Source organism: Proteus sp. LHD240705 (genome assembly GCF_047921555.1).
In the GTDB taxonomy this organism is placed as follows: Bacteria; Pseudomonadota; Gammaproteobacteria; order Enterobacterales; family Enterobacteriaceae; genus Proteus.
Map to the genome: position 1 here is coordinate 268,235 of NZ_JBLRMI010000003.1, position 13,256 is coordinate 281,490.

The 13,256-nt window shown below is 38.1% G+C and carries 11 protein-coding genes; 7 read left to right on the forward strand and 4 right to left on the reverse strand.

Annotated features, from left to right (window positions below; all coding sequences use genetic code 11):
- Positions 1-50: 50 nt before the first annotated feature.
- The 7 genes from lolA (at position 51) to allD (ending at position 7,587) form a co-directional block, all read left to right on the forward strand.
- Positions 51-659, forward strand: coding sequence for an outer membrane lipoprotein chaperone LolA (gene lolA, locus ACNART_RS07285; RefSeq protein ID WP_368927111.1), 609 nt, complete (start codon positions 51-53; stop codon positions 657-659).
- Positions 660-666: 7 nt separating this feature from the next.
- On the forward strand, positions 667-2,016 hold the full coding sequence (locus ACNART_RS07290; RefSeq protein WP_198620527.1) for a replication-associated recombination protein A: 1,350 nt from the start codon (positions 667-669) through the stop codon (positions 2,014-2,016).
- 118 nt (positions 2,017-2,134) lie between these two features.
- Positions 2,135-3,424: a serine--tRNA ligase gene (gene serS / locus ACNART_RS07295; protein WP_109373512.1), complete on the forward strand. Its 1,290-nt coding sequence runs from the start codon at positions 2,135-2,137 to the stop codon at positions 3,422-3,424.
- 304 nt (positions 3,425-3,728) lie between these two features.
- Entirely contained in the window at positions 3,729-4,715 is a 987-nt protein-coding gene (locus ACNART_RS07300; RefSeq protein WP_198632272.1) for a methionine ABC transporter ATP-binding protein, read from the forward strand.
- A 1-nt stretch (position 4,716) separates the two neighbouring features.
- On the forward strand, positions 4,717-5,403 hold the full coding sequence (locus ACNART_RS07305; RefSeq protein ID WP_198620496.1) for a methionine ABC transporter permease: 687 nt from the start codon (positions 4,717-4,719) through the stop codon (positions 5,401-5,403).
- 52 nt (positions 5,404-5,455) lie between these two features.
- Positions 5,456-6,280: a MetQ/NlpA family ABC transporter substrate-binding protein gene (locus ACNART_RS07310; RefSeq protein ID WP_198626163.1), complete on the forward strand. Its 825-nt coding sequence runs from the start codon at positions 5,456-5,458 to the stop codon at positions 6,278-6,280.
- A 257-nt stretch (positions 6,281-6,537) separates the two neighbouring features.
- Positions 6,538-7,587 carry an ureidoglycolate dehydrogenase gene (gene allD, locus ACNART_RS07315; RefSeq protein ID WP_416303487.1) on the forward strand — a complete coding sequence of 350 codons (1,050 nt, stop codon included), beginning with the start codon at positions 6,538-6,540 and terminating at the stop codon, positions 7,585-7,587.
- An 86-nt stretch (positions 7,588-7,673) separates the two neighbouring features.
- Here the strand turns inward: allD and ACNART_RS07320 are convergent, their stop codons facing one another.
- The 4 genes from ACNART_RS07320 to focA all read right to left on the reverse strand — a co-directional run bounded on the left by ACNART_RS07320 (position 7,674) and on the right by focA (position 12,901).
- Positions 7,674-8,561 (reverse strand): BPSS1780 family membrane protein, encoded by an 888-nt coding sequence (locus tag ACNART_RS07320; protein WP_349443161.1) that lies wholly within the window; start codon positions 8,559-8,561, stop codon positions 7,674-7,676.
- A 299-nt stretch (positions 8,562-8,860) separates the two neighbouring features.
- Positions 8,861-9,601 (reverse strand): pyruvate formate lyase 1-activating protein, encoded by a 741-nt coding sequence (gene pflA / locus ACNART_RS07325; RefSeq protein WP_023581312.1) that lies wholly within the window; start codon positions 9,599-9,601, stop codon positions 8,861-8,863.
- A 108-nt stretch (positions 9,602-9,709) separates the two neighbouring features.
- Positions 9,710-11,992, reverse strand: a complete 2,283-nt coding sequence (gene pflB / locus ACNART_RS07330) for a formate C-acetyltransferase (protein ID WP_311748494.1) — start codon at positions 11,990-11,992, stop codon at positions 9,710-9,712.
- 54 nt (positions 11,993-12,046) lie between these two features.
- Complete coding sequence (focA, locus tag ACNART_RS07335) at positions 12,047-12,901, reverse strand: formate transporter FocA (protein ID WP_100159566.1); 855 nt, start codon at positions 12,899-12,901, stop codon at positions 12,047-12,049.
- Between the last annotated feature and the right edge of the window lie 355 nt (positions 12,902-13,256).

The window sequence follows — 13,256 nt, forward strand, 5'->3', positions numbered from 1 at the left end:
ATTTATGCGCCGACATTATGTCGGCGTTATCTCATGCCGAGGCTTGTAGAATGAAAAAAGTATTATTTACAGTGTGTGCGATGACATTATTTAGTAGCCAAGCCGCTTGGGCTGATGCACGTCAGGATTTGCAACAACGATTAAATAAAGTAAATAGTTTTCAAGCAAACTTTAGTCAAACCGTGACCAGCAATGAAGGCTCACTTATCCAAAAAGGGGAAGGCAGTTTAAAAGTACAACGCCCTGATTTGTTTAATTGGCACATGACAGCACCGGATGAGAGCACATTGATCTCTGATGGTAAAACATTGTGGTTTTACAATCCTTTTGTCGAGCAAGTTACAGCAACTTGGTTGGAAAGTGCTACAACCAATACGCCTTTTATGCTGATCGCCCGTAATGACAGTAAAGAGTGGCAAAACTATGACGTGAAACAGTCTGGTGATCGTTTTGAGTTAACACCTAAAGTAGAAAATAACTTAAAACATTTTACGATAACTGTATTACCTAACGGACAAATTCAGCAATTTGCAGCTACAGAACAAGACGGTCAAGTAAGCAATTATCAATTGACTGCACAGACTGCCGCACCAATCGATGCATCCGCGTTTCGCTTTACTCCTCCAGCGGGTGTGACTGTGGATGACCAACGTCAGTGAGGATATTTTGAGTAATTTATCACTCGATTTTTCACGCAATGAGTTCCAACCTTTAGCCGCAAGAATGCGACCTGAAACGTTGGAACAATATATCGGACAAACTCATTTACTTGCCGAAGGTAAACCATTACCTCGAGCGATTAAAGCAGGTCAATTGCATTCCATGATCTTATGGGGACCTCCTGGTACGGGTAAAACTACCCTTGCTGAGATCATTGGTCGCTATGCACAAGCTGATATAGAACGATTATCTGCGGTGACATCGGGTATTAAAGAAATTAGAGAATCTATTGAAATTGCGCGCCAAAATCGCAATGCAGGGCGTAGAACGATCCTGTTCGTTGATGAAGTTCATCGTTTTAATAAGAGCCAACAAGATGCCTTTTTGCCTCATATTGAAGACGGTACAATCACTTTTATTGGCGCAACAACAGAAAATCCCTCTTTTGAATTAAATTCAGCATTGCTATCCAGAGCAAGAGTTTATTTATTACGTTCATTAACCGAAGCTGATATTGAGCAAGTGCTACAACAAGCGCTGGACGATCCTGAACGGGGTTTAGGCGGACGTAATATTATTCTGCCAGATGATACACGCAAAATGATTGCACAATTGGTTAATGGTGATGCGCGCCGTTCATTAAATTTGCTTGAAATGATGGCGGATATCGCTGAAGTTGATAATCAAGGAAAACGAGTATTAACACCAGCATTACTGACAGAAATCAGTGGTGAACGAAGTGCTCGTTTTGATAATAAAGGTGATCGCTTTTACGATCTTATTTCTGCATTACATAAATCAGTCAGGGGATCAGCGCCTGATGCTGCTCTTTATTGGTATGCAAGGATCATAACAGCCGGCGGTGATCCGCTTTATGTTGCTCGTCGCTTATTGGCGATTGCGTCAGAAGATGTGGGAAACGCCGATCCTCGTGCTATGCAAGTGGCAATAGCTGCATGGGATTGTTTCACGCGTGTTGGTCCCGCCGAAGGTGAGCGCGCTATTGCTCAAGCAATTGTATATCTGGCTTGTGCTCCCAAAAGTAATGCTGTTTACACTGCATTTAAAGCAGCCATTGCTGACGCTAAAAGTAAACCTGATTATGATGTACCTGAGCATTTGCGTAATGCACCAACAAAATTAATGAAAGAAATGGGGCTTGGTGCTGAATATCGGTACGCTCATGACGAGCCTAATGCTTATGCTGCTGGTGAGGTCTATTTTCCTAAAGAAATGGCTGATACACAGTACTATTACCCAGTGAAAAGAGGGTTAGAGATCAAGCTTGCAGAGAAATTAGACTGGCTTACTCAACAAGATCAAAATAGTACGACAAAACGCTATCGCAAAATGTAAAGATGCGGTAAGGTTATTCAATTATCATTAATTTCTTAACTATGCCTTGTCTCAGATATCTTTTTTATAAGATAGGAGAGAAGGTTTTTATTAATCTATCAATAAGCACAGGATAAGCATGCTCGATCCAAATCTACTGCGTAATGAGCTAGACGCGGTCGCCGAAAAACTGGCTCGCAGGGGATTCATCCTCAATGTGGAAAAAATTCGTCAACAAGAAGAACGCCGTAAGGTGTTACAGGTTGAAACTGAATCCCTGCAAGCAGAACGTAATTCCCGATCGAAGTCCATTGGTGCGGCAAAAGCGCGTGGTGAAGATATTGAGCCACTTCGTCAAGAAGTTAACCTGTTAGGTGAAAAACTTGAAGCTGCAAAAGCCGAACTTGAAGTGCTTCAAGCGGAAATTCGTGATTACGTTTTAACTATCCCAAATATGCCAGATGATGCTGTTCCAAATGGCAAAGATGACAGCGAAAACGTTGAAGTTTCTCGTTGGGGCACACCAAAAACTTATGATTTTGAATTAAAAGATCATGTGACTTTAGGTGAGCTAACAGATGGTTTAGATTTTGCTTCTGCGGTAAAAATTACCGGTTCACGTTTTGTTGTGATGAAAGGTCAAGTTGCACGTTTACATCGTGCTATTACACAATTTATGTTGGATCTGCACACAGAAGAGCACGGCTACCAAGAAATGTATGTTCCTTACTTGGTTAACCACGCAACTCTGTACGGTACAGGTCAGTTACCTAAATTTAGTGAAGACTTATTCCACACTAAACCGTTAGAAGAAGAAGCAGAAAGCCAATACGCACTTATTCCAACAGCGGAAGTGCCTGTGACAAATATGGTAAGAGACGTCATTCTTGAAGAAGACGACTTGCCATTGAAAATGACAGCTCACACACCATGCTTCCGTTCAGAAGCAGGTTCTTATGGTCGTGATACTCGTGGTTTAATTCGTATGCACCAATTTGATAAAGTTGAGCTAGTTCAAATCGCTCATCCTGAAAAATCAATGGAAGCATTAGAAGAGCTGACTGGTCATGCTGAAAAAGTACTGCAATTACTGAATCTACCTTACCGTAAAGTGGTACTTTGCACTGGCGATATGGGCTTTGGTTCACGTAAAACTTACGACTTAGAAGTTTGGGTACCAGCTCAAAATACTTACCGTGAAATCTCTTCATGTTCAAATATGTGGGATTTCCAAGCACGTCGTATGCAAGCTCGCTTCCGTTCTAAAGGTGATAAGAAGATCCAGTTAGTTCACACTTTAAATGGTTCGGGCTTAGCAGTAGGTCGTACTTTAGTCGCAATTATGGAAAACTATCAAATGGCTGATGGCCGTATTGAAATTCCAGAAGTGTTACGCCCATACATGAAAGGTTTAGAATATATCGGTTAATTATTATCTAATTAATTGAGTATTAATAATTTAACCCCCTGCTTAGGCCGGGGGTTTTTTATTAACTGTAGTAAATATTTAACGCTATTTATTTGTTTTTTATAAGTCATTAAATCCACAATATTTTATTTCATCAGAGTTAAATCTCAATAAAGAGCGTATCAAAAATAATTTAATTCTAAGGTATGTCTTTTTTGTTTATCTCTTTTTCATTCCTTGCTTGACAATTTCTCATATTGACATTAACTTGGATTTCTAGATGTTTAGCCGTCTAGATTTCTATTTAATAGGTGAGTTGATTAAAATGATAACACTAAAAAATGTCAGCAAAATTTATCAGCGAGGGAAAAAGCAAACTATTGCTGTTGATGATATTAATTTGAATATTGAGCAGGGAGATATCTTTGGCATCATTGGTTATAGCGGTGCTGGGAAAAGTAGCTTAATTCGTTTATTGAATCGCTTAGAGCCTGTAACAAAAGGAGAAGTGATTGTTGGTAAATACAACATTACTACCAGTAGTGAACGTGAGATCCGTAAAATCCGCCACTCAATTGGTATGATCTTTCAACATTTCAATTTGCTATGGTCACGCACCGTTAGAGAGAATATTGAATTCCCACTTGAAATTTCAGGGTTAGATAAGAAGCAACGTTTTCAGCGTGCGAGTGAATTAATGAAGTTAGTTGGGCTTGCTGATAAAGCTGATGAATATCCATCAACATTAAGTGGTGGGCAAAAACAACGTGTTGGTATTGCTAGAGCGCTGGCAAATAATCCTGATGTTTTATTATGTGATGAAGCAACATCTGCATTAGATCCAAAAACAACACAAACAATTTTAGCACTACTCGCTGAAATTAATCAAAAAATGAATATTACGATTGTGTTGATCACGCATGAAATGCAAGTTGTAAAAGCGATATGCAATAAAGTAGCCGTTATTGAGCAAGGAAAAATAATTGAACAAGGCGAAGTAGTAAAAATATTTAACCAACCAAAACATAAAGTGACACAACAGTTTTTATCACAATCAGTACATGTAACAGATAACAGTGATGATATTGAGAATATAAAGCAGCAAAGCACAGTAATAAAACTGTTACTGCAAGAGGGTAAAAAATATGACTATTTACTTTATGATTTAATTTCTAAATTTAATGAACCAGTTAATTTAATAAAGGGCAGTTTTTCACAAGAAAACGGGTTTATTTATTTACAGCTAAATAATAAATCGGATGAAATCATCCAATATCTTGAGAATAATAAATTTGATATAGCGGTCGTGTGATATGGATGAAATACAAAGTTGGTTTAATAGCTATTTACCTCATTTAAAACTCAATGTACTCGGTGAAGAAACATTAAATACATTATATATGACACTGGTTTCTGGTGCATTATCCTGCTTATTAGGGATCTTAATTGGCGTGGCATTATTTTTAACAGCAAAAGAGGGTTATAAAGAGCAACTTTCTATTTATCGAATACTCTCATTTATTGTAAATATTTTTAGAGCCGTTCCTTTTATTATTTTAATTATTTTATTGTTCCCTTTTACTAAATTAATTGTGGGAACCATATTAGGTGTTAATGCAGCGTTACCTGCATTAGTGATTTCAGCAGCAGCCTTTTATGCCAGACTAGTTGAATTAGCATTACGTGAAGTAGACAAAGGTGTTATTGAGGCAAGTCTTTCAATGGGCGCTAATTTGCCTACGTTAATATTTAAAGTGTTATTACCAGAATCATCACCTGCACTTATTTCTGGCTTAACTGTCACGTTGATTTCTTTAGTGGGTGGAACCGCAGTTGCAGGCGCAATTGGGGCGGGTGGACTAGGTAACTTAGCTTATTTAGAAGGATTCCAACGCAGTCATCTTGATGTGGTTTGGGCTGCGACTTTAGTGATTTTATTTATTGTATTATGCATTCAGTTATTAGGAGATAGTGTTGTAAGAAATATAGATAAACGCTAATTAAAGAATTAATTCAATTAAAAATCAAATTTAAAAAAATAAGGTTACAATAATGAAACTAACAGTATTTAAAAAACTGGGATCACTGCTACTTATTAGTCTAGTGCTCTCTGCTTGCAAACCATCAGATGAAAAATCAGAGAATAAATTAATTATCGGCGCATCAAGTACACCTCATGCAGAAATTTTAGAATTTGTTAAACCGCAATTAGCAAAAGAAGGGCTAGAGTTAGATATTCGAATTTTTAATGATTATATTATTCCCAATCAAGCATTAGCCGAAAAAGAATTAGATGCTAATTTTTTCCAACATGTACCTTATTTAAATAAAACACTAGCAGATCACCCTGATTGGAAATTAATTTCTGCGGGAGCTGTACATATGCATCCATATCGTTTTTTCTCGCAAAAATATAAAAGTCTGCAAGATTTACCTAACGGTGCAAAAATGATTAGTAGTAATAACTTGGCACAACATGGACATATATTAAAACTATTCCAAGATGAGGGCTTAATTAAATTACGTGATGGCATCGATCCTGATGACTCCACAATTGATGATATTGTAGAAAATCCTCGTAATATTAAATTCTTATTCACCTATGATGGCCCATTGCTGCCACAAATTTATAAAAACGGTGAAGCAGATGTCGCTTCTATTGATGGGCACTTTGCCATTAATGCTGGGCTAGATTTAAGCAAAGAAGTAATTTATACAGAGCCTGCGGCTAACAGTAAGTTTGCCAATGTGGTTGTTATAAGAGAAGAAGATAAAAACGATCCGCGTATTGCTAAATTAATGGCACAACTAAAAGCGCCTGAAACCAAAAAATTTATTTTGGATACCTTTAAAGGCGAAGCAGTTCCTGTTCCATAATTAGTTTATTTTTAAATTAATGTATCAAAGAGTGGTGTAAGAGATTATGCCACTTTTTTGTTTTTTATAAGAGGGATTATAAAAAGGTTTTTAATAAAGAAATGACTATTTAACAAAAATATAACGCAATCCGCCATTGGTTAAACCGATCACGGCAGATCCTATTTATGCTGTTAAATTAGACCTATCACTCGAATTTACCCCCGTTATTTTATGACGTTTCTATTTAATTAGAACCCTACAAAAGAGCATATTCTATGATAGTTTCTAAACAGCAGTTACATCAATTAATAAAAAATAAATTACATCATGCAGGATTGAGTGAGTCTCATGCTGATACGGTGGCTGATGTCTTAGTCCATGCTGATGCCAAAGGTATTCATTCTCATGGTGCTGTTCGTGTAGAGTATTATGCAGAGCGGATCAGTAAAGGTGGTACAAATACGGCTCCTGATTTTACTTATACTGAAACGGGACCATGTAGCGCTGTATTTGATGGAGATAATGGAGCTGGGCATGTTGCAGCGAAAGACGCAATGGAACGCGCAATTAAAATGGCACAAGAGAAGGGAGTTGCAGTTGTTGGTGTAAGACGAATTGGTCATAGTGGTGCGCTATCTTACTTTGTTGAACAAGCATCGCAAGCAGGCATGGTAGGTATTTCGTTGTGCCAGTCTGATCCTATGGTTGTTCCTTTTGGCGGCTCAGAAGTCTATTACGGCACTAATCCTATCGCTTTTTCAGCTCCTGGAGTAGGTGATAAACATATTACATTTGATATGGCGACAACCGTACAGGCATGGGGCAAGGTACTCGATGCGCGTTCACGGCATGTCGATATTCCCGATACTTGGGCAGTCGATGAAAGTGGTAAACCTACGACTGATCCCTTCGCAGTAAAAGGCTTATTGCCTATTGCTGGGCCTAAAGGCTATGGCTTAATGATGATGGTTGATGTGTTGTCCGGTATCTTGCTTGGACTTCCTTTTGGTAAACATGTCAGTTCGATGTATCACGATTTAACTCAGGGGCGAGAGCTAGGGCAATTACATATTGTTATTAATCCTGCTTTCTTTACTGATACCTCATTATTTAGAGAACATATCTCACAGGCTATGGGGGAGTTAAATGCAATTAAGCCAGCTCCTCATGTGGAGAAAGTGCTTTATCCTGGTGAGAATAGTCAAATAGAAGAACAAAGAAGTGAAAAAGAAGGTATTGATATTGTTGATGAAATTTATAATTATTTAATATCTGATGCACTTTATAATAAATCTTATGATAATAAAAACCCGTTTGCGGGTTAATGATGTAAGCTATGTATTCTAGATAATAAAAAGCAGTAGGATTTACGGTCTACTGCTTTTTTATTTAAGTAAGCTAATGCTAAGAATTAACTGACTAATTTACCAATATTGGATTCAGCGGTTTTATTAAGAGAAATCGTTCCATTTCCACCATTTCCACCATTATTTCCTTGGTTGCCTACATTATGGTGATAAAAAACGTCACGATAAGAGCCATACATCGCAGTGTAAGAAAGAGGAATAGTAATTAATAACCCTAAACCAAATGGAATAATACTCACTACCAGAATAAATAGCAGTAAAATAAAGAAGAAGAATCCACCCGCTAAATTTATTTTTACTGCCGAAAGGCTCGCTTTAACAGCAGGGAGCGCTTTATAACCGTTTACTAATACCAACGCAGGGACAAACCAATATGCAGCAGTACTAATTGTACCAAAAATAGCAATAATAATGATAAATAGAGTAAAACCTGATGTGTTATCTGCCATCATTTCAGCAATAATTTCTTCAGAATAATCACTAGAAGCTGCATAGATAACGTCCATCATGGCTGCACCAGAGATAATAACTGCGAGAATAATCCCAAACAGCAAAATAAGGAAACTGATGCCGTAAGCGCCCATTATACTTAGATAGCGTTTGTTATAAAAACCAAAGAATAGATTATCAACGTCCATCCGTCGGGTTTCATATTGCTGATGGGCAATGGCAATAAGGCCTGTAGCTAATACAGTAGTAATAAAAGGTGATATGATTGGACCTATTAGCGGAATAAATCCAAGAATGGTCGATATAATAAGACTAACGATAAAGTAGATAATAATAACGCCTACCCACATCCAAAAACGTTCTTTTATTAAATCCCATCCCAGTCCTAACCAACGTACTCCGCCTGAGGCACCTCGTGCTTGAGGAATAGGCGTAAATACCTCTTGAGGCTCTGTTAGCGATGAATTATTGTCTTGTTCCATTTCCTGTACCTTAATCCCAATATCTTTAGTTTATAAATATAAGATTTCTATAATATCTTTTTGTTTTGTTATTAATCAACTGTATTCAACTTAATATAGGTTAAGGATAATCTTAGAATGTATATTTTTACTTGTGAGGACAGACATTCTTTAATTAATACAAAATGATTTAAATAATTTAAGTTAACTTCATCTCATTAAAAAATAACTTTATTTGTTTTGAATATTTTTAATTATATAAAAACAAAAGAGCAGCGCTTTAATGCGCTGCTTCTTAAATTAATCTTAAGTAGAAAAGCTTAGTAGATCACTTTATGGCCATAAGATTCAAGAATTGATTTTACATTTTCCATCGTCTCTTTTGACGGTGGATGAATGCCATCTAGCTTGTATTCTTCTCCTAAAGCTACCCATTTATGTTTGCCGAGTTCGTGGTAAGGAAGAAGTTCTACTTTTTCGATATTTTTCATATCTTTAATAAATTCGCCTAAACGATGAGCAGAATCATCATCATCAGACCAACCCGGTACAACTACATAACGAACCCATGTTTTTTGGCCTCGTTTTGCTAAATAACGTGCGAATTCAAGTGTACGCTGGTTTGATACACCAACGAGCTTTTGGTGGATCTCATCATTGACTTGTTTTAGGTCGAGCATCACTAAGTCAGTGGCATCCATTAATTCATCAATAACGGGATCATAACGACGAACAAAGCCATTAGTATCTAGGCAGGTATGGATATTTTCTTTCTGACAAGCACGAAACCAATCACGTACAAACTCTGCTTGCAAAATTGCTTCGCCACCTGAAGCAGTAACACCGCCGCCAGAAGCATTCATAAAATGACGATAGGTAACCGCCTCTTTCATTAGTTCATCAACTGTGACGATTTGCCCACCATGAGTATCCCATGTGTCACGGTTGTGACAATAGAGGCATCTCATTAGGCATCCTTGAAAGAAAACAATGAAACGTATTCCGGGACCGTCAACAGTACCGCAGGATTCAAATGAGTGGATACGACCAAGTACGGACATAACAGGGTTACTCCAAAACTGTCTAATAAAAAGGCCCCAAAGTAGGGGCCTTTATTCTAAGCGATTTTATCTACTTTCTCAGTAAATAAATGCATATAGTTATCTTTATTACATTGTTTGTGTAAATGTACGGGTGATAACGTCTTGCTGTTGCTCTTTAGTCAGTGAGTTAAAGCGAACTGCATAACCAGAAACACGGATAGTTAACTGAGGATATTTCTCAGGATCTTCCATTGCTTCTAACAGCATTTCACGGTTCATCACGTTGACGTTCAGGTGTTGACCACCTTCGATGCCCGCTTCGTGGTGGAAGTAACCATCCATCAGACCCGCAAGGTTTGCTTTACGAACATCATCATCTTTACCTAATGCATTAGGTACGATTGAGAAGGTGTAAGAAATACCATCTTTCGCATAAGCAAATGGCAGTTTCGCAACAGAAGTCAGAGAAGCTACCGCACCTTTTTGGTCACGACCGTGCATTGGGTTAGCACCTGGTCCGAATGGTGCACCTGCACGACGACCATCTGGGGTATTACCTGTTTTCTTACCGTAAACAACGTTTGAAGTGATAGTCAGGATTGACTGTGTAGGTACCGCATTACGGTATGTACGCAGTTTCTGAATTTTCTTCATGAAACGTTCAACTAAGTCACAAGCGATGTCATCTACACGAGAATCGTTGTTACCAAATTGTGGGTATTCGCCATCAATTTTAAAGTCAACTGCTAAGCCGTTTTCATCACGGATTGGAGAAACTTTTGCATATTTGATTGCAGACAGTGAGTCAGCAGCAACAGACAGACCTGCGATACCACATGCCATTGTACGATATACGTCACGATCATGAAGTGCCATCAGAGCTGCTTCATAGCTGTATTTATCGTGCATGTAGTGGATAACGTTCAGCGCAGTTACGTACTGAGTTGCTAACCAATCCATAAAGTGATCCATTTTGTTCATCACAGTATCGAAGTCTAATACTTCGTCCATGATTGGAGCATGTTTTGGACCTACTTGGATTTTCAGTTTTTCGTCAACACCACCATTGATGGTATACAGTAAGGTTTTCGCTAAGTTCGCACGAGCACCGAAGAACTGCATTTGTTTACCAACAACCATTGGGCTAACACAACATGCGATTGCATAGTCATCGCTGTCGAAGTCAGGACGCATTAAGTCATCATTTTCGTACTGGATTGAAGAAGTATCGATTGAGACTTTAGCTGCATATTTTTTGAAGTTGATAGGCAGTTGTTCTGACCACAGGATGGTCATGTTTGGTTCTGGTGATGGACCCATTGTGTACAGGGTATTTAAGAAACGGAAAGTATTCTTAGTTACCAGAGTACGGCCATCTAAACCCATACCTGCTAAAGATTCTGTTGCCCAGATTGGGTCACCAGAGAACAGTTCATCATATTCAGGAGTACGTAAGAAACGAACCATACGTAATTTCATGACTAAGTGGTCAATTAATTCCTGAGCTTGTTCTTCTGTCAGTAAGCCAGCTTCAATATCACGTTGGATGTAGATATCTAAGAAAGTAGATACACGACCAAATGACATTGCAGCACCGTTTTGAGATTTAACAGCGGCTAAGTAACCGAAGTAAGTCCATTGTACTGCTTCTTTTGCGTTTTGCGCTGGGCGAGAAATATCGTAACCGTATTTCGCAGCCATTTCTTGGATTTGACCTAAAGCAGCGTGCTGCTCTGCGATTTCTTCACGCAGTTGGATAGTCATTTCCAGATCTTCGCCTTTTTCCATTCTTTCTTGTAAAGAGGTGAATTGGGCAAATTTATCTTTACGCAGGAACTCAATACCATACAGTGCAACACGACGGTAGTCACCGATGATACGGCCACGACCATATGCATCTGGTAAACCTGTTAAGATACCAGATTTACGGCATTTCATGATGTCTGGAGTATAAACATCGAAAACGCCTTGGTTGTGAGTTTTACGGTAATCAGTAAAGATTTTTTTCAGTTCTGGGTCCAGCTCACGGTTGTAAGCGTGGCAAGAACTTTCAACCATACGGATACCACCGAATGGGATGATCGCACGTTTCAGAGGTGCATCAGTCTGTAAACCTACGATTTGTTCTAAATCTTTAGAGATATAACCTGCATCGTGAGATGTGATAGTTGAAGCAACAGAAGTATCAAAATCAACCGGCGCATGCGTGCGGTTTTCGATTTTGATGCCTTCCATAACTTGTTCCCAAAGTGTATCAGTTGCTTTAGTGGAACCTGCTAGGAAAGATTCGTCGCCTTCATATGGAGTATAGTTTTTTTGGATAAAGTCACGAACGTTAACATTGTTCTGCCATTCACCTTCAGAAAAACCTTTCCATGCTTCAGCAAATTTTTCATTTAAATCAGACATGATACTTCTACCTTTTTACAATGGAACTTAAGAAATCAGTCATACCTGCGTGGATTAATGTTTATCGCCACGCAGATGCATTAACCAGTATACCAAACCGACTAGGACTGCTCCGCCAATAATGTTACCGATAGTGACAGGTAATAAATTGTCAGCGAGGAAATTCGAAACTGTTAAATCCGAAAATTGTTCGGGTGATGCACCTACTTTAGTCCAGAATTCTGCGGGTGCAAAATTCTTAATAACAATACCTAAAGGGATAAGGAACATGTTAGCGATACTGTGCTCAAAACCACTAGCAACGAACATACCGATAGGTAAAATTAATGCAAAGAGTTTATCAATTAGTGTGCGACCTGCATAGCTCATCCAAACTGCAAGACAAACCATTAAGTTAGCTAAAATACCTAAACAAACTGCTTCAATAAAAGTGTGTTCAACTTTATGTTGTGCTGTTTGTAAGACATTAAGCCCCCAAAGCCCATTCGCTGCCATATGCTGACCTGCGAACCACATTAAGGCGACAAAAAAGAGTGCGCCAACAAAGTTACCAAGATAGACATTTATCCAGTTTGCAAACATTTTGCCCCAAGATATACGTCCAGTTGCTTTAGGAATAATAGTAAGAACAGTAGAGGTGAATAAGTCAGCGCCACAAACGACGACGAGCATTAACCCCAGAGAGAAGCAGATCCCACCGACTAATTTAGCCAGCCCAAATGGAACAGATGCGGTACCTGTAGTAGCAGTAATATAAAAAACAAAAGCAATTGATATAAACATACCCGCGGTAAATGCAGATAAGTAAGTCGTTGGAATATGTTTATTTGCTTTATAACAACATGCATCATCGGCAACTTTTGCCATATCTGCAGGTGATAATAAATTAAAAGGGCTGTCAGCTTTCATACTAACACTCTCTTATATGTTGGAATAATTATAGCACGCAATAATAGTAGCAAAGGGGCTTACTTCTAAAATTGATATGGATCATGGTCGCTCATTAGAATCCCGTTTTTAGTGCGTAAAAACCCGCTATTTTGGCTATAACTATTTGATTAATAAAATGAAAAAATTTTTTAAAAATTATCAAAAAATTTTAGACTAGCTGGATAAATAAAGTAGAAAGTAAATATAAAGTATTATTTAAACCCCGCATGTTAAGAATTAAAAATTAAATTTAACGCCTTATTTACTTTTGTCATAAATATAAACATTACTTTATTTGTGGTTAATCTTTAATGATTACTCCAGACATATACCC